32 protein-coding genes are annotated in these 26219 nt (G+C 72.2%); 3 read left to right on the top strand and 29 right to left on the bottom strand.

Annotated features, from left to right (window positions below; translation table 11 throughout):
* The coding region (locus FHU30_RS27435) for a 3'-5' exonuclease (RefSeq protein ID WP_253879600.1) at nucleotides 1-1006 on the top strand (1006 nt) is incomplete at its 5' end.
* A gap of 39 nt (nucleotides 1007-1045) precedes the next feature.
* A complete protein-coding gene (locus tag FHU30_RS27430) occupies nucleotides 1046-1909 on the top strand; it encodes an acyl-CoA thioesterase (RefSeq protein ID WP_253879599.1) in 864 nt (287 codons plus the stop codon).
* A 210-nt stretch (nucleotides 1910-2119) separates the two neighbouring features.
* On the opposite strand, the gene FHU30_RS27425 is transcribed toward FHU30_RS27430, so the two are convergent.
* From FHU30_RS27425 to FHU30_RS46355, 5 genes are all read right to left on the bottom strand, one after another.
* Nucleotides 2120-3523 carry a tyrosine-type recombinase/integrase gene (locus FHU30_RS27425; protein ID WP_253879598.1) on the bottom strand — a complete coding sequence of 468 codons (1404 nt, stop codon included), beginning with the start codon at nucleotides 3521-3523 and terminating at the stop codon, nucleotides 2120-2122.
* Nucleotides 3524-3657: 134 nt separating this feature from the next.
* Nucleotides 3658-3876 carry a helix-turn-helix transcriptional regulator gene (locus tag FHU30_RS27420; RefSeq protein ID WP_253879597.1) on the bottom strand — a complete coding sequence of 73 codons (219 nt, stop codon included), beginning with the start codon at nucleotides 3874-3876 and terminating at the stop codon, nucleotides 3658-3660.
* 102 nt (nucleotides 3877-3978) lie between these two features.
* The gene (locus FHU30_RS27415) at nucleotides 3979-5067 is read right to left on the bottom strand and encodes a bifunctional DNA primase/polymerase (RefSeq protein ID WP_253879596.1); all 1089 of its coding nucleotides are present in this window, start codon (nucleotides 5065-5067) and stop codon (nucleotides 3979-3981) included.
* Between the two features lie 414 nt (nucleotides 5068-5481).
* Nucleotides 5482-7593: a DUF927 domain-containing protein gene (locus FHU30_RS27410; RefSeq protein WP_253879595.1), complete on the bottom strand. Its 2112-nt coding sequence runs from the start codon at nucleotides 7591-7593 to the stop codon at nucleotides 5482-5484.
* 86 nt (nucleotides 7594-7679) lie between these two features.
* The gene (locus tag FHU30_RS46355; RefSeq protein WP_301323647.1) at nucleotides 7680-8579 is read right to left on the bottom strand and encodes a replication-relaxation family protein; all 900 of its coding nucleotides are present in this window, start codon (nucleotides 8577-8579) and stop codon (nucleotides 7680-7682) included.
* A gap of 1155 nt (nucleotides 8580-9734) precedes the next feature.
* Here FHU30_RS46355 and FHU30_RS27400 point away from each other — a divergent pair.
* Nucleotides 9735-10031 (top strand): hypothetical protein, encoded by a 297-nt coding sequence (locus FHU30_RS27400; RefSeq protein ID WP_253879594.1) that lies wholly within the window; start codon nucleotides 9735-9737, stop codon nucleotides 10029-10031.
* Nucleotides 10032-10076: 45 nt separating this feature from the next.
* Here the strand turns inward: FHU30_RS27400 and FHU30_RS27395 are convergent, their stop codons facing one another.
* From FHU30_RS27395 to FHU30_RS27280, 24 genes are all read right to left on the bottom strand, one after another.
* Nucleotides 10077-10619: a hypothetical protein gene (locus tag FHU30_RS27395; RefSeq protein ID WP_253879593.1), complete on the bottom strand. Its 543-nt coding sequence runs from the start codon at nucleotides 10617-10619 to the stop codon at nucleotides 10077-10079.
* Nucleotides 10620-10797: 178 nt separating this feature from the next.
* Nucleotides 10798-11334: a nucleoside triphosphate pyrophosphohydrolase family protein gene (locus tag FHU30_RS27390; RefSeq protein ID WP_253879592.1), complete on the bottom strand. Its 537-nt coding sequence runs from the start codon at nucleotides 11332-11334 to the stop codon at nucleotides 10798-10800.
* 26 nt (nucleotides 11335-11360) lie between these two features.
* On the bottom strand, nucleotides 11361-11657 hold the full coding sequence (locus FHU30_RS27385; RefSeq protein ID WP_253879591.1) for a hypothetical protein: 297 nt from the start codon (nucleotides 11655-11657) through the stop codon (nucleotides 11361-11363).
* A gap of 84 nt (nucleotides 11658-11741) precedes the next feature.
* Nucleotides 11742-12251 carry a hypothetical protein gene (locus FHU30_RS27380; protein WP_253879590.1) on the bottom strand — a complete coding sequence of 170 codons (510 nt, stop codon included), beginning with the start codon at nucleotides 12249-12251 and terminating at the stop codon, nucleotides 11742-11744.
* Between the two features lie 24 nt (nucleotides 12252-12275).
* A complete protein-coding gene (locus FHU30_RS27375) occupies nucleotides 12276-14411 on the bottom strand; it encodes a hypothetical protein (RefSeq protein ID WP_253879589.1) in 2136 nt (711 codons plus the stop codon).
* A gap of 199 nt (nucleotides 14412-14610) precedes the next feature.
* Entirely contained in the window at nucleotides 14611-16107 is a 1497-nt protein-coding gene (locus FHU30_RS27370) for a hypothetical protein (RefSeq protein ID WP_253879588.1), read from the bottom strand.
* A complete protein-coding gene (locus FHU30_RS27365) occupies nucleotides 16107-16550 on the bottom strand; it encodes a hypothetical protein (protein WP_253879587.1) in 444 nt (147 codons plus the stop codon). Before FHU30_RS27365 ends, FHU30_RS27370 begins: the two co-directional genes overlap by 1 nt.
* Before the next feature lie 43 nt (nucleotides 16551-16593).
* Nucleotides 16594-17022 carry a hypothetical protein gene (locus tag FHU30_RS27360; RefSeq protein WP_253879586.1) on the bottom strand — a complete coding sequence of 143 codons (429 nt, stop codon included), beginning with the start codon at nucleotides 17020-17022 and terminating at the stop codon, nucleotides 16594-16596.
* Between the two features lie 296 nt (nucleotides 17023-17318).
* Nucleotides 17319-17732 (bottom strand): hypothetical protein, encoded by a 414-nt coding sequence (locus FHU30_RS27355; RefSeq protein WP_253879585.1) that lies wholly within the window; start codon nucleotides 17730-17732, stop codon nucleotides 17319-17321.
* Complete coding sequence (locus tag FHU30_RS27350; protein WP_253879584.1) at nucleotides 17732-18184, bottom strand: ATP-binding protein; 453 nt, start codon at nucleotides 18182-18184, stop codon at nucleotides 17732-17734. The genes FHU30_RS27355 and FHU30_RS27350 overlap by 1 nt, the downstream gene beginning before the upstream one ends.
* Nucleotides 18181-18510, bottom strand: a complete 330-nt coding sequence (locus FHU30_RS27345) for a hypothetical protein (protein ID WP_253879583.1) — start codon at nucleotides 18508-18510, stop codon at nucleotides 18181-18183. Before FHU30_RS27345 ends, FHU30_RS27350 begins: the two co-directional genes overlap by 4 nt.
* On the bottom strand, nucleotides 18507-18779 hold the full coding sequence (locus tag FHU30_RS27340) for a hypothetical protein (RefSeq protein WP_253879582.1): 273 nt from the start codon (nucleotides 18777-18779) through the stop codon (nucleotides 18507-18509). Before FHU30_RS27340 ends, FHU30_RS27345 begins: the two co-directional genes overlap by 4 nt.
* Nucleotides 18776-20179, bottom strand: coding sequence for a DUF2637 domain-containing protein (locus FHU30_RS27335; RefSeq protein WP_253879581.1), 1404 nt, complete (start codon nucleotides 20177-20179; stop codon nucleotides 18776-18778). The genes FHU30_RS27340 and FHU30_RS27335 overlap by 4 nt, the downstream gene beginning before the upstream one ends.
* Nucleotides 20176-20673: a hypothetical protein gene (locus tag FHU30_RS27330; RefSeq protein WP_253879580.1), complete on the bottom strand. Its 498-nt coding sequence runs from the start codon at nucleotides 20671-20673 to the stop codon at nucleotides 20176-20178. The genes FHU30_RS27335 and FHU30_RS27330 overlap by 4 nt, the downstream gene beginning before the upstream one ends.
* Before the next feature lie 45 nt (nucleotides 20674-20718).
* The gene (locus tag FHU30_RS27325; protein ID WP_253879579.1) at nucleotides 20719-20937 is read right to left on the bottom strand and encodes a hypothetical protein; all 219 of its coding nucleotides are present in this window, start codon (nucleotides 20935-20937) and stop codon (nucleotides 20719-20721) included.
* Nucleotides 20934-21536: a hypothetical protein gene (locus tag FHU30_RS27320; RefSeq protein WP_253879578.1), complete on the bottom strand. Its 603-nt coding sequence runs from the start codon at nucleotides 21534-21536 to the stop codon at nucleotides 20934-20936. The genes FHU30_RS27325 and FHU30_RS27320 overlap by 4 nt, the downstream gene beginning before the upstream one ends.
* Nucleotides 21537-21724: 188 nt before the next feature.
* Nucleotides 21725-22021 carry a hypothetical protein gene (locus FHU30_RS27315; RefSeq protein WP_253879577.1) on the bottom strand — a complete coding sequence of 99 codons (297 nt, stop codon included), beginning with the start codon at nucleotides 22019-22021 and terminating at the stop codon, nucleotides 21725-21727.
* A gap of 22 nt (nucleotides 22022-22043) precedes the next feature.
* Nucleotides 22044-23255 (bottom strand): DNA polymerase III subunit beta, encoded by a 1212-nt coding sequence (gene dnaN / locus FHU30_RS27310; protein ID WP_253879576.1) that lies wholly within the window; start codon nucleotides 23253-23255, stop codon nucleotides 22044-22046.
* A gap of 4 nt (nucleotides 23256-23259) precedes the next feature.
* Nucleotides 23260-23517 (bottom strand): hypothetical protein, encoded by a 258-nt coding sequence (locus FHU30_RS27305; protein WP_253879575.1) that lies wholly within the window; start codon nucleotides 23515-23517, stop codon nucleotides 23260-23262.
* 119 nt (nucleotides 23518-23636) lie between these two features.
* Nucleotides 23637-24257, bottom strand: coding sequence for a hypothetical protein (locus tag FHU30_RS27300; RefSeq protein ID WP_253879574.1), 621 nt, complete (start codon nucleotides 24255-24257; stop codon nucleotides 23637-23639).
* Between the two features lie 74 nt (nucleotides 24258-24331).
* Nucleotides 24332-24538, bottom strand: a complete 207-nt coding sequence (locus tag FHU30_RS27295) for a hypothetical protein (RefSeq protein WP_253879573.1) — start codon at nucleotides 24536-24538, stop codon at nucleotides 24332-24334.
* Between the two features lie 7 nt (nucleotides 24539-24545).
* Complete coding sequence (locus tag FHU30_RS27290) at nucleotides 24546-25559, bottom strand: hypothetical protein (RefSeq protein ID WP_253879572.1); 1014 nt, start codon at nucleotides 25557-25559, stop codon at nucleotides 24546-24548.
* Complete coding sequence (locus FHU30_RS27285) at nucleotides 25556-25900, bottom strand: WhiB family transcriptional regulator (RefSeq protein ID WP_253879571.1); 345 nt, start codon at nucleotides 25898-25900, stop codon at nucleotides 25556-25558. The genes FHU30_RS27290 and FHU30_RS27285 overlap by 4 nt, the downstream gene beginning before the upstream one ends.
* A complete protein-coding gene (locus tag FHU30_RS27280; protein ID WP_253879570.1) occupies nucleotides 25900-26199 on the bottom strand; it encodes a hypothetical protein in 300 nt (99 codons plus the stop codon). The genes FHU30_RS27285 and FHU30_RS27280 overlap by 1 nt, the downstream gene beginning before the upstream one ends.
* Nucleotides 26200-26219: the final 20 nt, after the last annotated feature.

Raw genomic sequence — 26219 nt, 5'->3', positions numbered from 1 at the left:
CCGGATCAATGCGCAGTCGGCCCGCATCGAGGAGGCGCTGAACGACGCGGGCGTCCCGTACGTCGTGCGCGGCGCGGAGCGGTTCTTCGAGCGTCCCGAGGTGCGCGAGGCCGTCGTCCGGCTGCGCGGCGCGGCCCGCGCCGGCGGCGACGCCGAACTGGACGGGCTCGGGTTGATACAGACCGTCCGGCACGTCCTGACGGGCGCGGGCCTCACCGACGCCCCGCCGGACGGCGCGGGCGCGGCCCGGTCCCGCTGGGAGTCGCTCGCCGCGCTTGCCCAGCTCGCCGAGGACATGGCGGTCGACGACCCGTCCGCCGGCCTGCCCGACTTCGTCGCCGAGCTGGAGGAGCGCGCCGCCGCCCAGCACGCGCCGTCCCTCGAAGGCGTCACCCTCGCGTCCCTGCACTCCACCAAGGGCCTGGAATGGGACGCGGTGTTCCTGATCGGCCTCACCGACGGCATGGTGCCGATCAAGTACGCCGAGACCGCCGAGCAGGTCGAGGAGGAGCGCCGCCTCCTCTACGTCGGCGTCACCCGCGCCCGCGCGCACCTGCACCTGTCGTGGGCGCTGTCCCGCGACCCGGGTGGCGAGCGCTACCGGCAGCCGTCCCGCTTCCTGGACGGCCTGACCGGCAAGACCGCCACGCCCACCCCGGCCCGCGTCGACCGCGCCGCGTCCCGCCGCACCCGCCGCTCCGGCCCGCGCCCCTGCCGGGTCTGCGGCCGTCCGCTCACCGCCGCGATCGAGCAGAAGCTCGGCCGCTGCGAGGACTGCCCCGCCGAGCTGAACGAGGACCTCCTCCTCGCGCTCAAGGACTGGCGCACCCGCACCGCCGCCGAGCGCCGCGAACCCGCCTTCGTGATCTTCACCGACTCCACCCTGCAGGCGATCGCCGAGCGCGCCCCCGCCTCGATGGACGAGCTGGCCCAGATCCCCGGCGTCGGCCGCGTCAAGCTCGACCGCTTCGGCACCGACGTCCTGGCGCTGCTCAACGGGGGGTGAGAGCCCCCTCACACGCCCGCGTTTGGGAGACTGATCCGCGTGAAGGAATCAGTGAAGGCCCTGCTGGACATCCTCGACCTGGAGCAGATCGAGAACGACATCTTCCGGGGCCGCAGCCCCGAGGACCGCCAGCAGCGCGTCTTCGGCGGCCAGGTCGCGGGCCAGGCCCTCGTCGCCGCCGGACGCACCGTCCCGCCGACCCGCGCGGTGCACTCCCTGCACGCCTACTTCATCCGCCCGGGCGACCCCCTGGTCCCGATCGTCTACACCGTGGACCGCGTCCGCGACGGCCGCTCCTTCACCACCCGGCGCGTCCTTGCCATCCAGCACGGCAAGGCCATCTTCAGCCTCTCGGCGTCCTTCCAGATCGACGAGCCCGGCCCCACCCACCACGCCCCCATGCCGGACGCCCCGGACCCCGAGACCCTCCCCACCGCCCTGGACCGCCTCATCCCGGTCTTCGGCGAGCGCGCCGCCACCGAGTTCGTCAACCGCCGCCCCTTCGACGTCCGGCACGCGACCCCCCTCACCTGGGAGGCCGCCAAGGACCCGGCCCTGGCCACCCCCGAGTCCAAGGTCTGGCTCAAGGTGGACGACGACCTCCCCGAGGACCCCCTCCTCCACGTCTGCCTCATGACCTACGCCTCCGACATGACCCTCCTCGACACCGTCCTCCTCAACCACGGCCTCGCCTGGGGCGACAAACGCACCATGGGCGCCTCCCTCGACCACGCCATGTGGTTCCACAAGCCCTTCAGAACCGACGACTGGCTCCTCTACTACCAAGACACCCCCTTCGCCGGCGGCGCCCGCGGCCTAGCAAGAGGCCAAATCTTCACCCGCGACGGCGACCTCGTCGCATCGGTAATGCAAGAGGGCCTGATCCGCGTCACCGACGCCTGACCAGCAACAACGCCCTTCTCGCTCAGGGCCCGGCGCGTCTCTCGGAGCCGCGTCCCGACGGCCGAGCGCTGGACTGAGACGGGTGCGCGCAGCCCTGCGCACCCGCCGCCGTCCGATGCCGTCCTTCACCGTCGTTACGCATCGCTCATCAAGATTTTTGTGCCAGGAGTGTGCCGATCTTGGTCAATGGTCTAGACCAATCGGTTGGATCTAGCCTTCCTCGTCTTCGTCGGGCTCCTCCTGCTCCTCCGGGTCTCCGAGGGCGTCGATGATCCGCTTGGTGTTCGTGTCCTCCTGGCCGTGAATGCACCGGGCGTAGGTCTGAAGCAGGACGGGCACCGTGTTCCCCGCGCGGCGCGCTACCTCCGCCGGCGCCACCCCCGAGTTCAGCCAGAGCGACAGGGCCGCGTGTCGCAGGTCGTAGGGGCGCCGGGCCAGGCGTGATCCGGCGAGCTCTGGCGGTAGCGCGAGACGTCGCGCCTTCTCCCAGGTGTCCAGGTACCGAGTCGAGTCCAGGGCCTGGCCGTGAGGGCCGGGGAAGAGCCTGCCGTCCGCGGCCGTGCCGAAGTCCGCGATGTGCTGGCGCAGGATGCGGACCAGCTCCGGGGGAATGGGGACGTCTCGCCCGTCATCCACGGCCCGAAGCTTCAGCCCCCGGGTCTCGTGCTTGTTGCCGTCGTCGGTCCACGCTCCGCCCGCACGGGTGATCGCCGTGGACAGGACGAGTAGGCCCGGACCGTGCTCGGGCAGCTTGCAGTCCTGTTCCCGAAGCGCCACGACCTCCTCCGGGCGCAGAGCCGCGAAGTAGATGCAGGCGAAGAACGCCCGGAGCCGGGGGCCGCGCTGCTTCTCCCACGTCCCGACATAGGTGACGGCCTTCAGCAGCTCGCGCGCCTGCTGGGGCGAGACGACCACGCGCGGGTCGACCTGGCGGGAGAGCGTGGGCGGCTTCCACGCCAGCTTGTCGACGGGGTTGTACTTGAGCACGCCTTGCTCGACGGCGTAGTTCAGCGTGCTGGTCAGCACCGCTCGATGACGCGCGACCGTGCTGGCCTTGGCCGGAGTTCCGTTGAGGCAGAGCCCGAGTTCGTTCAGCAGCTCCCGGAGCGTGCCGAGGTCTTCCAGGTCGGTGATGGGCCGGGACCGCTCGGCGATCCATTCAAGGAGTTCGGCCTGCTCTGGCGGGACCGCGGCATCGTCCACGCGCCGGAACGCCCAGTGCCGTAGAGCGTGCCGGAGCCGAGGTGCATCCTCCTTCCGCACATCCGAGCTCAGAAGGAGCAACGTGATCCGGATCAGGCCGGACGCGCTGTTCCGCCGACTGTTCCCGGCGGAATGCGCCCACTTCATCAGCGCATACTTCCGTGCGAACTCGTACCAGGTCACAGCCTTCGGCTTGGGCCACATCGACTGCGGCAGGCCGCCGACTTCGGGGTCGAACGTCTCGCCGCGGCGCGCGGCCGCGATCAGGTCGTTCCGGAAGTTCTCGGCGAGGGCGGACGTGACGTAGGACTCGTAGAAGGGACTTCCGTCGACAGCCCACCGGACCTGGTACGGCTTGCGGCGGCCCGCGCGGAACTGGGTCTTCCAGAACTGGACGTTGCGGATGCGCACTGGGGTGTTATCTCGCTTTCGGGGACGGGCCGGAACCGGAGGTCCGTGTCCTCCGGTTCCGGCCTGGCGTGTGCGGGACGGTGTAGCGGCTGCGGAGCAGCTCGTTCGTCGAGGCGGGAAGGCGGGGAGGGGCTCTAGTCCTGGGCGTCGATCCAGGCATGCACGTCCGAGGAGCGGTAGCGGAGGTGCTTGCCGATCTTGCGGGCCTTCGGGCCCTTGCCGACCTGACGCCACCGGTAGAGCGTTGCGACCGGGATGCCGAGGAACCCGGCGACCTCTTCGATGGTGCCGAGCCTGTCGGTCGGCAGGCCGGTCTCTGCGATGTCCTGCTGAGATGCGGTGGGAGTCGCCATGATGAAGATGCCTCTCAAGGGAGGTGGCGGCCCCGGCGGGGTCTGCTTGCCGGCGTTCTCGCCGGGGCCGTCCACGGTCTGTGGGTTGGTTGGTCGGGCAGCTCAGGCGCTGTGGCCGTCGCGGGGTGCGGGGAGCGGCCGCGCGAGGCCGTTGGTCAGGGAGCGCTGGACAATCCGGCGGGCGTCGCGGTGTGTGAGGCCGGACGCGAGGCCTGCGTGGATGAGGTGGTCTTCGACGTCGGCGGTGGTGAGTCCGGCCCAGGTGAGCAGGCCGCCGATCTTGTAGGCCAGGGCGCCCAGGGCGGCTTTGCGTCCGTCGGTGAGGGCCGCGAGTTCGGAGGCGCCGTTGTCCAGGACGGTGCGGACGTAGCCGACGGCGTTGCCGCGGCCTTGCGGCGCGGGGGCGGCCGGTGCCGGTGGCGGCTCGGGTTTGGGGCCGGCGACGCGGCGGACTTCGTGCAGGAGCCAGTCGGGCATGCGGCCCGGGTCGCGTGGGGTTCCGGCGTGGACGGCGTAGGCGCCGGCGCGGGTGACGGCGCCGGGGGCGATGCCGTAGGACCATCCGGCTTTGATGTCGATCTGCCAGCCGAGGGCGGACAGCGCCTGGTGGAGGTGGCCGTCGGGCGCTCGGTACCAGAGGTGGCGTCCTCCGGAGGGGGTGCGGACGCTGACGGGTTGGTGGTCGGGTCCGGCGGGCCAGGGGTGGGGGCCGCCGCGCAGGCGGGCCAGCAGGTGCATGGCGTCGATGCCGTTGCGGACGCTGCCGTAGCCGCCGGGTACCTGCTCCTCCGTCAGGGAGATTCCGGGCAGCAGCTCGGCGGCCGGGTCGCGGGGCGGTTGGCTGGTGTGGGTGTCCAGGTCGATCAGGACCAGGCCGGAGGGGCCGGCGGCGACGGCGGGGACGGCGTCGGGGACGCGGCGCCACCAGGTGGTGATGCGGTCGGGGTTGGTGGTGGCGGCGCGGACGCCGTGGCACCACTGCCCGTCGGGCAGGCAGACGCAGCCGCGGTAGTCGCCCGCGGCGCAGTGCGGGTTGTTGTGGCAGTCCAGGCAGTTGGCCAGGGGCCGCTTGTTGGACGGGGAGAGGGGGAAGACGTGCCAGCCGAGCGCGGCCAGGTCCAGGGCGAGCTGGACCGGCCGGATGTCGGTGCGGTCAGCGGCGTGGGTGGTGGTTGGGGTGCTGACGGACATCGGGCCTCCTTTCGGGCGATCACGTGAGGGCGGGATCACCAGGTGCAGGTGGATGCGGAGCGGTGAAGGTGACAGGCGGCCGAAGGAATCTCGGGCGGGCCGCGGCCGAGGGGAGAGGCGGGACATGCGCACACCCCCGGCGGTTTGTAAGGGGGGGTGTTTTCGGGCGGCGCGTACCCACCCCGAAAACCGTGTCTGACCTGCGGAGATGTGGGGTACGCGGAGCGCGTACCCAGGCTCGCGGGAGGCGCGTACCCAGGGCGGGCGGGGTACGCGGTGCGTACCCGGTGCGTACCCGGCCCGCGTACCCACCTCATTCCAGGTATGACCTGGATGAATGTGAGTTCGAGGGGGTGTGGGTACGCGGGGTACGCGCCGGATGCGGGCTTCACGGGCCGACGGTGCGGGGGATGTCTAGTCGTCGTCGCTGAACAGTTCGCCGCGGAAGACGAAGCAGCGGGGTTTGGAGCCGCCGATACGTCGGGCGATCTGGTAGATCGGGCGCTGCTTGGAGCCGGGCGGGTGTTCGTGCAGGGCCTTGTCTTCGCGCCAGCCGGGCAGGACGGCGTCGAGTTCGTACCCGGCCCGGTCCAGCGCTTCGCGGACTTTCTGGGGCATGAGCGCGATGGCGTTCTTGTCGCCGTCGTGTTCGGTGCGGACCCCGATCCATCCCCCCGGCGGGGCGGTGAAGCGGCCGGATTCGTAGAGCCGGTCGGTGTGGCTGGCGATGTACTCCTTGATGACTTCCAGGGCGAGCTGGGCGCGGTTGTCGCGGGGGTCGTCGGCGACGAACAGCTGCCGCCAGGTGGCGTCGGGGAAGGTCGGGAACGGCACGACGCCGAAGTGGTGCGCCAGCTCTGAGGCCAGCCGGATCACGGCGACCAGCGGGGCGCGGCGGCGGGCGATGCTGGTGGCGTCCTGGCGGTGCAGGTCGGTGAGTTCGGCGTGCCGGGCGGTCAGCTTGTCGGGGCCGTGCCGGGCCAGGTGGTCGCGGAGCTTGTCGATGAAGGCGGGGCCGGCCATGCCGTAGTTGGCGGTGACGCCGTTGCGGAAGGTTTCGGCGTCGGCGCCGGACTGGTCGCTGTGTCCGAAGGGGGCGCCGGCCAGGTCCAGGACGCGGGCGGAGATGCCCTGGTGGGTGGCGAACGACAGGGCGGAGCGTTCGCCGGTGGACAGCAGGATCGTCCGCCACCGGTAGGTGCGCCATTCACCCATCCGGCCTTTGCCCTGGTTCTGGGTGACCTGGTACAGCATGTCGGAGACGTTCTCGGGCTTGCCTGCGGTCTGGGTGTCGTCGAACAGCAGCGGGATGCCGTTGCCGGCGAGCGCGAGCCGCGCCTGGTGGGCGGTCTTGGTCGCTGACCAGCTGGTGATGGCCGGGCCGTTCTCATCGGGGTCGGCCCAGACCGACAGTCCGCCCTGGGCGGCGGTGGTCTTGCCGCGGGTGGAGTTCCCGCCCCAGTTCAGGGTGAAGGAGCTGACCCCGAGGATCTGCAGCAGCGGGGCGGCGAACCCGGCGTAGACGCCCATCGCCGCCAGCGGGTAGCGCTGGGCCGACTGGACGGCGTTCTGCCAGCCGGTCAGCGACCCGTGCTCGCGGTGCGCGGCCAGCGCGGGCAGGATCTGGGGTTCGATGCCGTGGATCTGGTAGGGCTGGCCGTTGGCGGTGACGAAGGTGCCGTCGGCCTGCCAGCCGAGTGCGCGGGCGATGGTGACCTCCTGGATGGTGTCGGTGTTGGCGGTCTCCACGGCCGCCAGCCAGCGTTCGGCCGACTTGGCGTCGGCCTCGGTGAAGGGAAGACCGCGGCCGCCGAGCTCGCGCACCAGCATCCGGCCGCTCTTGGCGACCGCGCGGGCGGTGGTGGCGGTGCGCCAGTGGTGGCGGTGCCACCAGGCCAGCTCCACCAGCTCCTCACCGTCGGGGTCGGCGTAGACCCGGGTGACCAGCACCGGGCCCCAGGCGACCCGCTCGGGCGGTCCGTCGATCCGCCACCGCCAGATCGCATCCACCGCGATCGTGTACGGGTCGGGGATGACGTAGCCGTCATCGACTGGGCAGCCCGGTAGCTCCTGCAGGGCGGCCAGCCCCCGGTTCTGTCCGGTCGCCTCCTCCGGCGAGGGCTCCACCCCGCGCTCACGCAGCCACCCGGTGGCGGCCGCATCGTCGACATCGGCGTCGCGGGCGGCGCGCTGCAGGTCGGCGACCACCTGGCGCAGCGTCCGGTCGGGCGGTGGCGGGTCCTGGTAGGCATTGCGCCACAGGTGCCGCGCCTCGGCGCACAGCTCGCTCCTCCCCGCCTGGGTGAACCGGAACAGCCGGTCCTGATCGCGGGCATACGGCCAGCCGTACTCGCTGAGCCGCAGCTGCAGGTGCTCGGTCAGCAGCGCCAGGGCCCGGTCGTGCTTGGTCGGCCCACGCCCCTTGGCGTCGGCGGAGGGGTCCTGGTGGCCGGTGGAGTCGGGGTCGCTGCTGTCGTCGGTGCGGTTGTGGGGCTGTTGGTCACCGTTGTGATCACGTGTGCTCATATGCGACCCTTCGTGCTACGTGTGCTGCACAAGAAGGCCCCCTGGCCCGGGGGCCTTCTCGCATGTACGGGGTGGTTTCGCCGCGGTCAGTACTGCTTGGGCGGCCGGACTGCTTCATGCAGGTCGGGCAGGGCGACTGGGGCGGCTGGGGCGTCAGGGCTCAGCGGGATCCAGATCGGCGCGGTCAGCCCCTCGCCCCGCTCCAGGTGGTTCAGCAGGGCCACCTGCGACACCGCCGCCGCGGCCACGTCCCCGCCCTCCAGGCCGCTGCACCGGTGCTGCCACAGCAGATCCCGCACCAGCGCCATCCGGCGGGCCGCCCGTTCGGGAGGCCCGGTGATGACCAGCAGCACCGGCGGGAACACGCTGAAATAGCCGCCGTGGTAGCGGGTCTTCCACACCGAGCTGCTGCTGGCGCTGGATCTGGTGCGCTGGTGGAGGCGGTACCGGTCGTAGGCGTGCAGCTTGTCGACCAACCGGAGCCCGCTGGTGGTCGCCCGGTCCAGTTCGACGAACAGCACCGGCGGCACCCCTTGGTCGACCGCTGCCGGGAGCGGGCGGACGACCGCGTCGGTGATGACGATCGAACGGCCGGACACCCCGGTCGGGTCCAGGGCGTTGCCCTGCCCGTGGGAGACCTCCACCTGGCAGTCCAGCAGGGCGGCCTGGCCGGACGCGGACAAGGCCGTCAGCAGGTCGGTGACCGCCAGGGCGTGGTTCTGCAGCGGGCCCGCCGCGGTCGCGGCCGTCATCCGGTACGGCCGGGCGACGATCTCCGGGCTCGCCTCGGTCGCGGCGGCGCCGGCGCGGGTCAGGAACCACACTTTGGTGCGCGGCTCGCCGCGCCGCCGGACCGCGCCCACCAGCCCGGCGCGGGCGAGCTTGCCGAGTTCGGCCCGCACATACCGGGTGGAGGCGCTGTTGGGTGTGATCACCCGCCGGAGCTGCTCGGCGGTGGCCATCCGGCACTGGTACAGGACCCCCATCACCCCCGCGCCCCCGGTACTGATCGATCCAATCGCGGGATCGAGAAGGAAGTCAGCACTCTCACCCCCCTTGCCGCGCATGCGCTGACCAGGGCGAATGCCGTTTCCCGGAGAAGTGGCCGCGGCACCTGCGTGGGTACCGCCCGCGGTACCGCTGGCGGTACCTCCTGCGACATTGCAGGCGCCGCCTTCCTCCGGCGGCTCGGCGGACGGGACGATGGACAGGTGGGCGCGACGGTGGAGCGGCTCGGCTCCGACAGATTTGTCGTTCACATCCCCTTACAGGTGTCGCCGCCCCAGGGGACGTGACACCTCACCCCCGACTTTCCAATGCTCTGGCCACAAGGCGGAGTGGCGCTGCAGGCGGCACGGTGCGGACGCGCCAGCGCGCGCACGCAAGGCGCTCCTGCGGGCAAACAGGAGCGCTCCTGGCCGTCACCGGAAACGCTCCTACCGGGATGAGGAGCGCTCCTTGCGATCGGCTGGGCGGACCGGAGGGTGACGGGGGCGCGGCCTCGCCAGCACCCATTGACATGCCCTTGCCGCCCCCTTGCGCAACCGATCTAGCAGGGGAAACGGCGAACGCTGCCAGAGGCGCCTGTGCGAGCGTCAAGCGACCTGTGTCCGCTCCTGCGGATTCGATGGCGCGCGCTCCTATGAACAAGGCGGGTGCGCCACGATCGGAGCGGGAGCGCTCCTGGACGAGAGGAGGCGCGTATTTGGGAACGACCAGCGCCCGAGCACCGGCCCTCCTGGTGGCGGCGAAAGTCACCTGCTGGAGCGGAAGCAGGGCTGTGCGGACACAACAACCCGGAACGAGAGCGGGCAAGGGTGTCGCGCTACGGTCTCCCCTGTCCTGTGACGATGTGGTTTTGGTCGGGATAGGGGGATGGCTTGCGCCCTCAGGTGAAGATGCGTCCCGTTCGGCGGATCACGTTCTCCTGGTTCCCGCTGACTTTCGGTGGCGCGATCTGGGTGGTCATGTGCCTCTTGTTGGCATCGTCCTCTGATCAAGCCCGATGGTTCGTAGTTGCGGTCTTTGCGGCCATGCTGACCTTCTTCTGGACTCTGGGGTGGGGGAACGCAGTGCGGTACGACGCAACCCATGTGTCGGTGACCAACGGCGTTTTCACTTCGCGAGTGGCCTGGAGGTGCGTGGCGGAGGTGGTCGTGGAGGGCGGCCTGGCCATCAGGTTGCTCGACGGTCAGGAGCTGACCTCGATCCAGTTCGGGGGTTCCGTGCTGGGGGAAATATTGGGCTACCGCAGCTTCCGTCGCGCTCACCAGGTGCTCGCCGCGGCGCACGCGGCCGCCATCGCTGACCATCCAGTGCAGTACGGGGAACCCGTTCTTGTAGAGACCTCACTGTGGTGGCGCCCACCACTAGTGGCCTTCGCGGCGTTCGCGGCTTCCCTCGTCCCCGCTCTTATCCTCGGCTACATCCTTCACTGATGGTCCACCCCACATGCGACGTGCGTGGGCTCGGTCCGGTGCTCACTAGGGTTGGCCGTCGTCGGTGTCCCAGTTGCAAACGGCGTCCTGGCGTTCGTCGGGGATGACCGGCGGGTCGGCGGGTCGGCGCATCAGCGGGTAGGCGTCTAGGTAGGCGCGCGCCCGGGCCCGGTCGAACTCGCTCATCAGCGCCTGGGCGACCGCCGACCCGGCCCAGTGCTCGGGGGTCTGCACGGGCGGGCCGCCGCAGATCGGGCAGCCGGGGGTGCGGCAGGGGTTCCAGGCGTAGCCGTCCTGGCACACGTCCATCGCGCAGTCGTCGTGGTGGGAGCAGTGCGGGCCCAGCAGACCGCGGTCCGGGCGCGGCGGCGGGCTCCAGGGCGCCGAGGTCATGTAGCGGCGCATCAGGGCGATGGTGAGTTCGACGCGTTCGCGGGCCTGCTGGTCGGTCAGCGTGATCCCGGCGGTGGCGAGGTCTTGGCGCTCCAGCCGCATCAACTCCTGCATGTTCACGTCCATGTCGGGGGTGGGCCGGCGGCCGGGCGGTGGCGGTGTCGCGGCGGACGGCTGGGGTTGCTGGTCGGTCATCAGGTCTCGCTTTCTGACGTGGCCCCTGCTGGACCCGCGCGCGTTTTAGTCGCACAGCGGCGAGGAACGCGGGTCATGGGCGGTGGGCTCGGTCGGTCTGGTGGGGCGGGTGTGACGTGGTGGGGCGAAGAAAAGCCCAGACGGCACGGGGCCGTCCGGGCTTGTAGGTGACATTCGCTCAGCGGGGGTCGCGCCAGCCGCGGGTGAAGACGATCTGGGTCTTGGCGTCCACGGCGGCCTGGAGGTCGATGTCGAGGGCGTGGGCGGTGGCGTGCGTGGCGGCGATGACTCGGTTGAGGCCGGTGGCGGGGGTGGAGGTGTTGTCGAGTTGCTCCTGGACGAAGGCGCCGACGCTGGCGTGCAGGTGCATGACTTGCCGGACGGGTTCCTCGGTGAGGAGGCGGGCGATGTCGTCGCGGCGGACGGGTACCCAGGAGTCCAGGACGGCGCTGGTGACGTAGGCGGTGATCAGGACGTCGGCGAGTTCGTCGATGACGTCGGTGAAGGGGCCGGTGCGGCGGGCGCGGCCGGTCCAGCGGCGGTAGGCCGCGACGAACTCGCCGGCTTCCTCGGCGAGGGCGAGGATCTGCCGGTCGCGTTCGTCCTGGACGGGAAAGTGCTTCCGCATCTCGGTGGCGATCTGCTGGCCGAGGTCGAACATGCGCGCCGGTTCGGGGATCAGCAGCGTGGTGTGGTCGGTGTCGGGACGACTCACGGGTGGCTTCCTTTCTGGGGTGGTGGCTATTGGGGTGGTGCGCCTTTGCGTAGGACTCGGCCGGTGCCGTTGCAGCGCGGGCAGAGCGCGAAGTGGCGGCTGAAGATCGGGTGGTAGGAGCGCGGGTCGCCCTTGCATTTTGGGCATCGGGTCCAGGGGTGGGTGCGCAGGCTGATCCGCCAGGCGATGAACAGGGCGATCAGCAGGAGCGCGGCGAAGGCGATGGCGCTTGCGGTGGAGGGGTGATGCGGTGTGGGGCCGCCCGGTGTCGGGGTGGTGGGCGGTGAGGTGGGTTGGATCGTGGTGGGCAGTGCTGAGGGCATCGGGGTCCCTGGAGAACGGACGGGCCTGGCAGCGCGCGTGGATGTGCGCCTGCCAGGCCCGTCGGTAGGTGGGAGGGTCTCGGGTCAGAAGTGCGGGTTCTGTTGCTTGGGGTCGAAACTCCAGATCTGGATCTCGGAGCCGGGGACGGTCTCGGCGGTGCCGTGCCGGGTGCCGCTGTGCTTTCCGAAGCCGTACCGGCTGGCGATCCGGATGGAGTCGGCGGCCGGGCTGTAGGTGTCGGTGAGGAAGCCGTAGAGGCTCCGGGCGCGCCCGAGGAACCGGTCGGTGTCGCCGTCGTGGGGGTACCCGTGGTTGATGCCGGCCTGGGTGAGGGCGGCCTCGCGGGCGCTCAGGTCGTCGGCGGTGTCGGCGACCTCCAGCCAGGCCAGGATGACCTCGGCGTGGCCGAGGACTTGGTTGTCGTCGGTGCGGTCGGTGGTGATGGCGGAGGCCCAGGCGAGCGCCTTGCGGCGCAGCCGCGGAGTGATGGTCGCGGCCTGGTCGTCCTGGCTGGTGAGGGCGGGTGCGGTCGGGAAGGTGAACGGCGGCCGGTCGGGCGTGGGGGCGTCGCGGCGGGTGCGGGTGAACAGCATCGGAGGGTGCTCCTTCCAGTCGGGTTAGGACGCGGTCTGGTAGCGGCCGTACTTGGGTTGGATCAGGTGGCCGTCCTTGAGTAGTTGGCTGAGCAGGGCTTGGGTCTGGCGGGGTGAGAGGCCGACGTGTTCGCCGATCTCCTTGGGGCGGTCGATGCCGGCGGCGACGGCGGCCCACACGGCTTGGTGGGAGTCGCTGAGGCCGATCGGTCGGCGGGCCGAGGCCGTAGGCCCCACGGGCGCCTCGGCGGCTGCCGGAGCAGGTGTGAAGGTGGGGAAGGTGATGACCTTGCCCATGACGGGCGGTTCGGCCTGGTGGCCGTTGGTGTCGGCGGGGCTGGTGCCGTTGAGGAAGTCGTCGGGCAGGTGCCCGGCGCGCAGCTGCTCCACCCGGCGGGCCGAGGCGGTCCGGCCGGTCGCGTCGACGGCGTGCCGGTCCCGGTAGGCGGTTCCGGCGGCCAGGGTCGCGGTGACGGTGAGGGTGTCCAGGCCGGGACGGGGCTGCATGGCGAGCCAGCGGGCGGGGGCTTCGGCGTCCCCGCCGGGGGTGGTGTTGCGGTTGCGGAACGGGGCGGTGCGGCCGCCGTGCTTCTCCGACCGCATGGTGTAGCCGTAGCCGGGCAGCTCGGGCAGGGTGAGCGGGTCGACCTCCAGGCCGGCCATCAGGCCCTTGCCGGACTTGCTGGTGACACGCATGGCGATGGCGTTGCCGACCATCACGCTCTGGCGCAGCGGTTCGTGGTTGCCGAAGGTGATGATCCCGGCGTACTGCGAGGCGGGCAGCAGCGCCACCCCGACCTTGCGGCCCTCGCGCGCGATCCGGGCCCATCCGGCGGCGCTGTCCTGGGTGAAGACCCGGTGGCATTCGTCGATCACGACCAGCAGGCCGGGCCGGTCGGGGGAGGGGGTGAATCCGGTCAGGCGCATCACCGCGTTCTCTTCCGCGCGGGCGTCGACGATGCACAGCAGCGCCGCCAGGACGTCGTCGGCTTCGTCGGCGGTGGCGAACCAGTCGGCGTGGTCGGCCAGGGCCGGGGACGAGCCGCCGCGGTTGGGATCGATGTACCAGTACTCGGTGTCGCCGCAGGAGACGGCGGAGATGACGAGGTTCTCCATCACGCGGGACTTGCCGATGCCGGTGTCGCCGATGACCACGCCGCTCCACATCGAGCCGGGCGTGTAGAGCCGCCAGGGCGCTTCGCCTTCGCCGTCGGCATACGGCCCGAGCTGCAGGATGCCGTAGCCGGGCTCGCCGCCCAGGGTGTCGATGCGGCGCGGGCCAGTGAAGTCGACGTTGCCCTCGATCGGCGAGCGTTCCAGGACCTGCAGGCGGCACCAGTGCGCCGACCGGTGGTCGGCATGCTTTTCGATCATCACGTCGGTGATGCCGACGTCCAGCCCGGAGGCGATGAGGTCCAGGACGTTGAGGATCTTGGGGTAGATCTGCTGGGCGGGCTGCAGCCGCAGCTTCCACTCGTAGCCGTAGCGGGTGGGCGCGGGCAGCATCAGCTCCGAGCTCGGCGCGGGCCCGGTCTTGGTCCCCACCTGCTCTTGCCACAGCCGCGTGATCTGCTGCGCGAACGGCGTCAGGCCGTCGGCTGCTGAGTCGCCACCGGCTTCGCCGGGTTCCGGTTCGGTGTGCTCGGGCTCGTCGGTGGGCGGGTGCGGGATGCGGTGGAGTTGCCACCAGCGGGCCGCGAGCGCCAGTTCCAGCCCGGCCAGGACGGCGAGGTGGTCGTGGCCGATGCCCCAGGGTGCGGTCGTGAGCCAGGCGGCGATACCGAGCCCGGCGACCAGAGTCCGGCGCGTCCAGTGCGGGCGGCGGCGCCGCACCAGCTGCGCGGTGCGGACGGCGGCCGGGACGGTGACCGCTGCGGCAACGGTGGCGGTCTCGGTCGCAGATGCCGCTCCGGAGGAGGTGATGGCCTGCAGTGCCAGTCCGGTACCGGCAACGGTGGCGGCGACGGCGTGCGGCATCCACTGCCGCCACGTCAGCGCCAGGGTGGCGGTGAGGTCGGTGCGGGCCGTCCCGAACAGCCCTTCGGCCGAGAAACGGCCAGGCTGCTCAGGGGTGCCGGGCTGTCCGGTGGGCGGGGGGCTGCCTTCTTCTGCTGGGGCTGGGGTGTGGGGCGCCGCGGCGGCGCGGGGCGCGGTCTTCACCGTCTCCTCCTGGTGGTGGTTGGTCGCCGCTCTCGGCGCGGGGTGATGCGTTCGGTAGCGCTGCGGGTGGAAGACCTGGGACGCCCACACCGGCCGCCGGGCACGGGGCACGCGGCGGCGGTGCGGGCGCCCCGGGCGCGCCACGCGCCCGGGGCTCAAGACCCGGGAGCTGGGCCTAGGGGCCGGGTGAAGGCCGGGGTTAGTCCTGGGTGACGTACTCGCGGGATCCGGCGCCCTGGTTGGCCTCGTAGGCCTCGCGGACGGCCAGGTGGTTGATCAGGACGGCGTTGGCGCGCTGGTAGGCGGCCTGGGCCTGTTGCATGGCCTCCATCGCCTGCTCCAGCGCGTTCAGCGCCTCGCCGCTCACGCCGCCGGTGCGCAGCCCGGTCAGCGACAGCTCGGTGTTGCTGAAGGCCGCGCTGGCGCTGGTGGCCATGCCGTTGGTGAAGGCGATGGCCTGGCTGAGGGTCTGGCTCTCTGCACTCATGGATTCCTCCGTCACGGTTGCCGCCGCGCTCGCGGCGGTTGCGGCCCCGACCGGGGCCTGGTTGGTGGTCGATGCCGTGCTGCGATCGCTGTTGTCGGGCGCGGGGTGGTCGCGCCGCCAGGTGCTGAACTGGATGACCTGCGCCTCACCCTTGGCGGGTGCGGGCGGGTCGGTGGTGCGGGCGGTGCCCGGGATGAGCGGATCGTTGGCCTCCTTGTCGGTGGAGAACCGGCCCGGGGGCGGCTCCCCGGTCCGGGCCTGAGCCGAAGCGTCGTCAGGGGCGTGGTCCGGGGTGTTGTCGGACGTGGTGTCGGCGGGCGGGTCGGCGCCGTCCTCACGGGCGGCGTCCTCGGGCCGGAAGGCGGGGATGTTGCGCAGGCAGTGCCGTTCGTGGACGATCACCGGCCGCCCCTGCCAGTCGTGATCCCTCCAGGCCACGCAGTGCGGGCAGAACTCGCTGGTTCCCGGACGAGGCCGAACCGGACGCTCCGGCGGGTCCAGCACGTGCTCGTCCTCCGGCAGGACGACCTCGGTGTCGACCCGCGGCGCTGACACCCCGTCGCCGGTCGGCGGAACATCCACGCCCTGGGTGCGCACCAGGTGCCGGTGGCACGGGCGGCACAGCACGCAGTTCATGCCGCGCCAGTAGTAGTTCTGCGGGGCCGAGGTCAGCCGTCCGCACCGCCAGCACTTGGGGTACTGCTCCTGTGCGGAAGGCTTGATGGCCTTGGCCGCGCAGGTGCGGCAGCGCCAGCGGGCCTGCCCGTCGACCACGACGGCGGTGAGTTCGGATTCGGGGTAGGCGGTGCCGCATTGCTCGCACTGCTCCAGCTGCAGGTTGCGGTCGTGCGCGGCGTCCTCAGCGGCGTCGAGGGCGCGGTTGCGGTCGTGGGCCTGCTTCTCGGCGCGTTCGACTTCGTCCTGCAGCTCCCATTTCTCGCGGAGCCGCTCGGCTTTGCGGTCGTGGCGGCGCGCCCGGCGGGCGTCGGCGTTCTCCCACGCGTCTTCCCAGGCGTTGACCCAGAATCGGCGGGCCTCGCGGCGTTCGGTGAACGGCCGGCGGCTGGTGCCGTTGGCCCGCCGGGCCTGTTCCCGGCGAAACGACGGCGGGTCCTCCCCGCGCGCCTTCCACGCCAGGTCCTGGGTGACGTTCTTGGTGAAGTGGCCCGCGATCCACATCGCCACCAGCAGGGCGGTCAGCGGATCCATCACGCACCGCCCATCCGGGTCAGCAGCGTGTGCGCCTGGTCGAAGAACACCGCGACGGCGTGGCCGCCGGTCGCGCCCATCTGGCCGCCGACCACCAGCGCCAGCAGCGTCGGCAGGACGATCAGCCAACCCTGGGCGCCCTTGTCGGCCTTGCGGTCGTACATCACGTCCGCGGTGGCCCACAGGATCCCGACCACGGTCAGGCCGATCGCCAGCCCGCCGCCCGCGCTGATCCACCCGGCGGCCGTGGACACCGCGGCGGCGGCCCAGCGGCCGACGAAGCTGTAGGCGAACCCGCACCCGACGGTGAAGGCCATCAGCAGGATCGCGATCCCGATGATGGCCTTGGCGAGCTTGTTCTTCGGCTTGCCCTTGTGCTTCTTGTTCAGCGCGATCAGCACCAACAGTGCGGGCAGCGCCACCACCAGACCGACGTTGGACATGTCGGCCTCCTTCCATCGTTGTTTGTGATCAGCGGTCAGCGGCTCACAGCGGCCAGACGCCGGCGACGGCCAGCAGGGCCAGCGCGGCGATCAGTCGGGACGGACGCTCGACAATCCACGCCAGCCCGTACAGCAGCCCGATCACCACCGCCGCGGGGACGGCGTAGAGGCGGCCGAGCCACCGCAGCGCACCGGACGGCGTCGTCCACGCGCCGCGGGCGGCGTAGGCCCACACGCGTTCCAGCGAGGGCCTGTCGTGGCTCCAGATGTCGGGCGGGGTCCAGAACGCCAGCGCCGCCGACCCTTGGGCCCGGACCTGCGGCCAGAGCGGTTCGGCCCGGTGGGCGCCCGCGTCGTGGTCCTGGCCGTCGGTGTCCTGCTCCGGCGGGTCGGCCGGGCTGGAGTCCGAGGGAGGGTCGCCGTCACGGTGCGTGCCCGTCGCGGGGACGGTCGCGGGTCTCGCCGCAGGCATGCTCCGGGGGCCGGGCGGGTGCACGGGGCATGCTGGCGACTGTGCGGTTTGGCCGCTACCCTCGCGCGCGCAGGCGCACGTGCAGGTGCGCCCGCGCGCCTTGTCGTCGCCTGTGGCCGACTGCGCAGTTCCGGCCGCACTGTGCGGTGCACTGTGCGGCCCGTCCCCGTCGTCCGGGGCGAACACGCGGCCGGTCCGCCCGGGAGCGGCCTCGGCCTGGTGTTGACGGTCGGTAGTTGCGGGCGGGGCGTCGACCGGGGTGCTCCAACGCACCGGGTCGGGTCTGCGGCCGAACATCACCGGCCTCCGATCTGGTTCTCGGCGGCGTGCCGCATCCGCTGCACCGCCGCCTCGGCGATCTCCATGGCCTTGCCGGACGGGGCAGGGCCGAGCGCGGCCCGCAGGTAGCGGGCCGCGACGGCGACCTGGCGACTGCCGGTGTCGGCGGCGGCCAGGTCGGCCTGCACCTGGCTGCGGTGCCGCTCGGCCCACACCCGGTCCGCGGCCTGCAGCAGCTCGGCCACCACCGGCGCGACCTGCTCCGGGGCGGCGGCCGGGCCGAACGCGGCGCGAACAAAGTCCGCCGCCGTCGAGACGCGGGCATCGACCGTGCCCGCCTCGGCGAACCGGGCCGCGTACCGGTTCCGGACCCGGGTGGCCTTCACGGTGCTGAGCAGCGGCTTTCCCGCCGCGCGGCGACGTCCGGCCATCAGAGGGCCTCCGCAGCGCTACCGCCCGGAGCCGCGGGCAGGGAGGCGGCCGGGGTGAGGGGGCATCGCCACCAGGTGAGCCGGGCGCGGGCGCTGCCGATCCAGCCCCACTCACCGAGTTCGGCGAGCATCGCCAGACCGCGCCCCGACGGGGCGAACAGCTCCGTACTGGTGGTGATGGCCGGGCAGCCCGGGGCGCCCTGGTCGAGCACGGCGACCTGGACCAGGCCGTCCTTGATCCCGGCGAGCACGGTGAACGTGCCGCCCGGGTGACCGCTGGCGGTGTGCCGGACGGCGTTGGCGGCCAGTTCCCCGACCGCCAGCAGCACATCGTCCAGCACCTCACCCGGCAGGCAGCCGGCCAGGGCGTCGGCGATGAGGTGCCGGGCGTGCTCCACCGAGGCGAACGTGCCGGGCAGCCCACCGCGGCCGGTCATGACGCAGATGCTCATGACCCCACCCCCACCAGCACGCACAGCGTGCACAGCGCCGCGGCGGTGTGCCACAACGTCACGGCCCACCTCCACCGGCGGGTGGCCGACTGGAGGGGGTGCTCGCGCCAGGATTCGGGGATGCGCATGGCGGCCATCACCCGGGCGCAGCCCGAGCTGACCGCCAGCACCAGCGCGGCGGCCAGCGCCGTCAGCGCCGCGAAGGTCAGCACCATCTCCAGCACCTCGCCCGAGGCGGGCACGGTCTGCATGTGCTGCACAGACGCCGCGGCCCGCGCCGGAAGGGCGCGGGCCGCGGTGGACGTCCAGTCCGTCAAGGTGATCACGGCTGGTCGCCTCCGCTCGGCGGACGCTGCAGCAGCGCCTCGGCGGCGCAGCGCGCGAGGTGCTCGGACTCGGCAGTCCGGCGCAGCGCCGCCTCCTGCTCTCCCAGCACCTCCAGCTCGATCCGGGCCTGGGCCAACTCGTCCCGGGTCAGGTCGAGCGCGGTGCGGACCTCGCTCAGCTCGGCGCGCAACTGCAGGACCTTCGCGCGGGCGGCTCGCACCTGCTCCCGCAGGTCGAGCACGGCGGGGTTCGGGGCGGTGATGGTCATGGGGTGTCTCCGTTCTCGCGCTGGGTCGGGATGGCCAGGCCGCGCTCGATCCGCACCGTGCGCAGCAGCTTCCTGGCCGTGGACTGCCCGATCCCCAGCTCGCTCGCGAGCTGCGTGGAGGACAGCCGGTTGTCGTGCTCGTCCATCAGGCGGCGGGTGGTGGCCAGGCGCTCTTCGAACTGGCCCTGCGGTGCTCGGCGAGCTGCACGCCGTCCGCTCTTGCTGCGTCGGGACGAGCGGCGCTTGCCGCGACCCTCCGGCCGCTCTTCACCGTGCTCGCCTGAGTGCTCTTCGCCCGGACGGTCCGGGCGCTCTTCGCGCTGAGGAGCGCGGCGCTCGTCGCCGCCGGACGGCATTTCCAGGAGCGGTCCGCCGGTGCGTTCGGCCTGTTCGGTCAGGTACCGCTCGATGTCAGCGATCATGCCCGGGGCGCGTTCCTGGACGTTGAGGTTGATGACCTCGTCCCAGGCTGAGGAGTCCACCAGCGGTTGGGCCTCGCCGTGTGCATCCGGGGCGGCGGGCTGCTTGTCGGGGTCGTTGTCGTTGAACCAGACGATCGGGACGAGCTGGCCGTCGACGATGGTCAGTTGCATGTCGCGGGCCATCTGCTTGGCGGCGCGCTGGTCATAGCGCAGGATTCGGCGGGCGATCCGCCGGTCCCGCCGGGTCGCCTCCGGCCCGAGGCCGTACCGCTCCACCCACGCGGCCCGCCATGCCTGCCCGGCGTCCAGGTCGCGTGCAGCGGCCAGGGCGTCGGCGGACAGGCTGAGCCGCGGGTAGCGCACCCGGCGGATCAGGGCGCGGCGGACCTCGGCGGCGGTCCGGCCGGTGGACTGCTGCTCCTGGCGGGCCTTGCGGAGCCCGATGGTCAGCTCCAGCAGCACGATCGACAGCAGGCTGGTGGCGGCGAGCGCGACCCCGACCTGCAGTCCGGAGGCGGCGCGGCCGTGCCAGAGGTTCATCCCGGCGGCCATGAACGCCAGCAGCCAGCTCAGCACCCGGTACCGGGTGGCGGGCAGGGCGGCGGCGACGGCCTGATGCGCCAGGTAGGCGCAGTACAGGACGCTGCCCTCGATCGCGATCGGCAGCAGCGGCGACAGCAGCCCCAGGTGCATCTGCGCGTCGGCGAACTGCCCCTGGCCGCGCCAGGCGAGCACGGCCGGGGACCCGACGGCCACCACCGGCAGCACCAGTCCCGCGCGCTCCCGGACCGCCTTGGCGAGGGCGGCGCGGGTCTCGGCGCGGCGGGCACGACGCTTGTCACCGCGCTGGTCGTCCAGCTCGGCACGGGCCCGCTCGCGCTCAATGGCGGTCTGCGTGCGCAGCGCCTCGGCTTCGGCGGCGGCCTTGGCGGCGGAGGCGCGCGCAGCGATGCGCTCGGAACGGACATCCCAACTCATCGCTGCTCACCGCCCTCTCGGCGTCGCCACGGCCACCACGCCCGGCGCCGCGGCAGGTCCGAGCACGGCTGGCGGGCGCCGGCCTCAGCGACCTCGGTGCACAGCTCGTCTCGCAGCTCGGCGAGAGCGTCGGTGAGGCGGTCGGTCAGATCGGCGGGGATACGCCCGGCGATCTCGGTGCAGCCGCCGCGAACCTGCCCGGTGAGCAGCCCCATCCCGGTCGTCAGCGCGATCGCCAAGCCCTGCACGGCCTCGGTCAACGCGCGCAGCTCGCCGCGCGCGGCGGCCAGCTCCTGCTGGACCGCCAGCGTCGCCAATCCCGCCCCGAGCGCGGCGTGAGCCTGGGACCACTCGCGGCTGTTGAACAGCTGAAGGCGCCTGGCCTCGGCCAGCTGAAACCCCGCCTGCTCCGCGGGCAGCGCGCGGCCGGTCAGCGGGTGATCGAGACGGTCGTGCGGCCAGCGGATCTGGCCGTTGGGGGCGTGGTCGTTCATGATGAGCCAACCCCTTCCATCAGGTTGGAGTGGAGGCCCGGGACGTCACTGCTTGCCGGCGTCGGCGTCCCGGGCGTTCTTGTCGTCATCGGTCCCCGAGCCGCGGACGGGCTCGGGCAGGCGGGCCTCCAGATACAGCGAGACCAGCCGGGAAGAGTTGCGGCGCGGGTAGGGCCGGGACACCTCATCGACCTGCAGCACCGTGCCCAGCACGGTGACCGCGGCATCGAGTTCGTCCTGCAGGCCGGTCAGGCGGACCTTCACCGCGCGTCCCGGTCCAGAGCGGACAGGACCGGCTCCAGGTGCGCGTCAAGCAGCTCGGCCAGCCGCCGCACCGCCGCCTTGGCGTCCGCGACCGCCACCCAGCGGGGCGCGGTCACGGGCTGGTGCAGCTGCTCCGGCGGGATCGCCACCAACAGCACGGTGCTGGTCAGCAGCGCCGGACGGTCGGTCATCTGATCGTCGTAGGGCGTCTGGTAGGTGCGCGGACCGCCCCAGGTGGAGTCCCGGGTCCAGTCCTGGAAGCCGCGCAGGCCGCGCAGCTGCGCGGGGCGCGGGACGGCGATCTGCACGCGGGCGATCAGCGAACCGTCGTGCTCGCTGCAGGCGGTGGTGACCGACTGAACCCGCTCGGGCAGCCACTCCAGATAGGCCGGGGACATGATCGGCCCGCAGGCGATCACCCACGCCGACCGGGTGAACAGCACCGGGTCGCTGGTGACGGCCTCGGAGTCGTCGAGGTCGGTAAACATGTGCGTCCGGGCCCGCAGGTAGGCCCCGTACCGGCTGTCCCGATCAGACGCCAGCAGCCGATCGTCGGCATCGTTGAGGCGGAACACCTTGTTCGCGGTGGTGAAGTCCATGGCGTTCTCCAAACAGAAAGTGCACCGGGCCGTCCCTCGGACAAGCGGGGCGGCCTGGTGCCGGCCAGGCGGGTCGGGTGGTGCGGCGGGGCACACGGTCCGCCCAGGCCGGGACGGGAATGCGCGGATCCGGCCAGGCGGGGACAAGCCCTGGCCGCCGTGGGCGCGGGCCGGGGCGTGGCAAGCGCTCAGTCGCGGGCGGCGGTGAGCTTCTTGGTCTGGGCGTCCAGCAGTTGCGGGTCGGGGATGTGCTTGAGTCCGCAGAAGCACTCAAGCCAGCGCTTGCGGCACACGTTGTCGCCCAGGACGGCGGGCTTGACCGACTCGGCGTTGACCCGCTCGGCCATGCCGGAGTAGGGGAGGGTGATGTCGCGGAAGCTGACGAAGTACCAGTCGGCTCCCCGCCAGCGGTCGTGACCGACGACCTGGCCGAGCGAGCCGCCCGCCGACAGCACCCAGGTGCGGGCCGGGATCAGGTTGTTCATGGTCTGGTCCCTTCTTGCGCGGTCAGCTGGTCACGCGGACCGGCATGAGCAGGTGCCGGTGCTCGCCTGGTCCGGGGGCGCCGCTGGCGGGCAGGGTCTCGACGCCCGTGTCGGCGGGCGCGGGCACCATCACCGCGGGCTTGACGGAGTCGGTGGTGTGCAGGCACATCCGCTCGCCGGGAACAGTGATCAACGCGTCCAGCAGGTAGTCGGGGTTGAAGGCGATGGTTAGCGGCTTGGTTGCGGTGACCAGGGCGGGCAGGGTTTCGCGGGCGGCGGCGGCGTCGCCGTGCCCGGCCTGCAGCTCGATCTCCCCCTCCGCATCGCCGCCGCCGGGGGTGCAGGTGAGCCGGACGGGGGTGTTGCGTTCGGCGACGGTCGCGACGCGCCGGACGGCGGCGGCCAGCTCGCCGGTGTCGGCAAGGGTGGAGGCGGTGAAGGTGGCGGGCAGGATCTTGCGCCACTTGACGAAGTTGTCCTCCAGGACCCGGGTGTGCAGGGTGCGGGTCCCGGCGGTGATCGACAGCCCCGTCACCACGGTGCCGTTGTCGGTGGCGTGGCGGCTGATGGCGAGGGTGATGTGCTCGATGCTCCGGTCGATGCCCTTGGCCAGGTTCGCCAGGGTGGCGGCCGGGGCCACCAGGGCGTACTCACCGGAGTCGTCGGTGTCGTCGGTGCTGCCGGCGGGTTCCCAGGTGCGGGCGGCGGCGGCCAGCCGGTACCGGTCGGTCGCTGCGAACGCGATCTGGTCTCCGGTGAACTCCATGCGCAGGCCGGTCAGCATCGGCACCGTGGAGTCGTGTCCGGCGGCGATCGCGGTCTGGGTGATGGCGCTGGTGAACGCCTCGGCGCTCATGCGTCCGGCCTCGTCTGGCGGTTGGGGCGGGTCGGGGTAGTCGTCGAGCGGGAGGGTCTGCAGGGTGAAGGTGGAGCGCGGCCCGGTGAGGATGCAGGTGGCGTCCTCCACGACGATCTGCAGTGGCCCGGCGGGCAGTTGCCGGGTGATGTCGGCCAGCAGCCGCCCGGGCAGCAGCACCGTGCCGTCCTGGGCGACGTCGGCGTCCAGCACCGCGCGGGAGGTGACCTCCCAGTCGCGCCCGACCGCTTGCACGGTGTCGGCGGTGGCGGTGAGTTTGACCCCGGCCATTACCGGCATCGGCGGGTGCGAGGGCAGGTTCCGGGTGATCCAGCTCAGAGTGTCGGCGAAGGTCTTGGTGTCCAGGGTGAGCTTCATTCGTTCAATCCCCCGCCCCGTTGTCCGGGGCGCCGCAGCCGCCGTCGCAGGCGTTGAGGTGGAGGGCGCGGTAAGGGTTGGTGTCGCTGCAGGCCAGGTCGGGGTGGATGAACTCCCACAGCGCGGCTTCCAGCCGCTCCCACTCCGAGTAGAGGTGGACCTGGACGCGGTGCCGGTTCAGGACCTCGGCGACCTCGGTGGCAAGGTCCTGGAACGCGCGGTCGGGCATCACCCGGGCGCGCTGGAAAGCGGTCATGGTCATAGGGGCTCCCATCTGCCCACGGCCCGCCGTCCCCTGCCGAGCGGCAGGGGCGGCGGGCCATGAGGGGTTGGTGTGCGTGGAGGCGGTTCGGGTGGACGGTCTGGGAGGAGCGGGTCTGGTCAGGGGGTGCGGGGCGGGATCAGCTGCAGGTCGGACAGGCGCGCCCAGCGGGCGGTGTGGCCGTCCTGGCGGATCAGCACCCACGGCTGGTCGCAGAGCGGGTGGTCGGCCCAGCCCTCGATGACGACGGCCGGTTGAGCTGCTTCGGCCGGCGGGTAGCGCAGGCAGGCGTAGGAGCCGGGCGCGTACCAGCGGCGGACCGGCCACCACGCGCACCCGCGCCGGGTGAGCCGGTAGTAGGTAGTGAACCGCTCGATCAGGCCGCGGAGCAGGCAGGAAAGGCCCACGATCGCCCCGACGATCAGGAAGCCGTGCACGGCGGCGGGGACGGCGAAGATCGGCAGGTGCCGGAGCGGGTGCAGGCTGGTCAGGGCCGGGATGGTGGTCCCGGCGCCGATGGCGAAGAACACCGCGGCGATGCCCAGCCGGACCCGGCGCCGGTGCCGCTCGGCCTCCTGCAGCTCGGCGATGTCCAAAGCGGTGCGCCACGCGGTCGCCAGCGGCCCAAGGTCACTGGTCGGCCGGGTCGGCGGCGGCTGGGGGGTGGCGACCGGACCGGGCGCGGCATGTGCCGGTGACCGGTCGGGCGGGGACGCGGGCGTGTGGTTGAAGCGGGTCATCAGACCTCCGAACAAGGCAACGGCGAACAGCCCCCGGCCAGAGGGCCGAGGGCGTCAAGGGCATTCGGGGTTGGCTACGGCTGGGCAGTGTTCAGCCGGGTCACGGTGGTGGTGCCGGTCTGGCCGGCGGTGACGGCGTGGCCGTGGCAGACCCGGCGGGTCGTGCGGGAGTGCTCATCGGGCGCGTCGTCCAGGACGAGCGCGACGGCGTCGATATCGGCGGCCAGTCGCAGTGCCCGGTCGGCCAGGCGCGTGACCTGGCGCGGGTAGGACTCGGACATGACGCGGTTACCTCTCCGGGGTGTCCAGTGCCGCGGGGTTGGTGTGCCAGGGCGCGCGGGCGCTGGTCGGACGGTCGTTGTAGGCGACCGCCATCAGGTTGTCCAGCAGCGCATCCAGCGCCCCGGCGGTGGTGTCGGCGGCCAGCGGCAACCGCCGGTCCGGCCGGAAACGGCCCTGCTCCAGGACGGTGCAGTCGCCCGGCTGGCCGTACCAGGGGGCGTACTCGTCCACTACCTCGCGCCATTTCGCCTTGGCCAGCCAGCCCGGATCACCCGCGCGGCGCAGCGCCTCGGCGTTCACCCGACTGCGGGCCGCGTGCAGGGCGCCGGGGTCCAGGTCGTCCTGGCTGGGCCAGGGCAGATCCGGGACCAGAATACGCCTCAGTGCGTGGCGGACAGTGTGGGCGTCGGTCCAGCACAGCACCCGCTCACAGGCGTCCAGGTGCTCGGCGACCTGAGCCGATACCCGTTGGACTGCGGCGACGGCCGCCGTACCGTCTGCGGACGGCGGCAGGGTGAGGGTTTCGCGGAAGCCGCGCCCCGCCACCGCCAGCTCCGACGGGTCCTCAAGGTTGTCGACCACCAGCGCCAGCGCCCGCCCGGACAGCCATCCATCCAGCATCCACCGAGCGTTCCGAGTCGCCTGCCGGTGCCGACCGAACGCCGCCTGGGTCGCCGCGCAGCCAAGGCAGACCCGGCCGCGGCCCAGCGGCGCCGCATCGGGATGCGGGTCACGCCAACCGCACCGGCGGCATACCCACTGCAGCTGCCGAGCCCGCGCTAGCGCGGCCCGCTGCGCCGCCGACGCGCGCCGCTTGGGCACGGTGTCGGCCAGCGCGAACAGCGGCGCGTAGGAGTTGCCGTGATACAGCACCTGCCCCTGCGGCACGGCATCCCTGGCGGGACGGCGCGGCGGGTCCAGCCTGGCCAGCTGGCCGCGCGTGAACCAGCCATCGGGAACCTGATCCCAGCGGGTGATCCGCAGCACGCCCTCCAGCGGGGGCCGGTAGCCGCCGCTCATGCCGCCGACTCCTTCCCCGCCGCGGCCGGGCGTGCGCCGCGGCGGGTCAGCAGCGCACGCCGCTCGTAGTGGTCCAGGCCGGCGACCACGCCGTACTGCTCATCGGCCGGGAACTGCAGCGCCTGCTCCAGGCAGTGCCGCCGCAGCGCCAGCGGGCACTCCGCGCAGTACTCCTTGGCCAGCAGGACACGGCGCCGGTACTCCAGACTCGTCTCCCGTTCGGCGCCGTCACCGGGGCCGAACCACAGCTCGTCCGGGGTGTCGATGCGGGGCCGCAGCTCCCACCCGACCGGCTCACGCCGGTGGATCCTGCCAGCGCGGCGCGAGGTCGGGGTGCCCATCACGCCCACCGCCCGTCCGAACCGGCCGGGGCCTGGGGGGCGGGGACCTCCCGGTCCAACTGGGAGGCGTGCACCTGGTGCCCGCACCGCCCGCACCACAGCACCACCGGCCCGCCCGACAGCGACGCCTCACAACACGGCGACAGCGGCAGCGGCGGGCGGCACGAGGGCCGCACCGCGGAGGACGCGGCCGGGCTCGGCTGGCCGCTCGAAACCTTGTCCAGGATCTGCTGGTGAGCGAAGACGCGGTCGACCAACCGCGAAGTAGTCCGGTCGTACATCGAGATCTCCTCTCGCATAGGGGAAGGAGCACGCCTCG

This window comes from Actinomadura rupiterrae, from assembly GCF_024172125.1.
In the GTDB taxonomy this organism is placed as follows: domain Bacteria; phylum Actinomycetota; class Actinomycetes; order Streptosporangiales; family Streptosporangiaceae; genus Spirillospora; species Spirillospora rupiterrae.
Note: the sequence above shows the minus strand (reverse complement) of the source record. Positions and strands in the feature narration are given on the sequence as shown.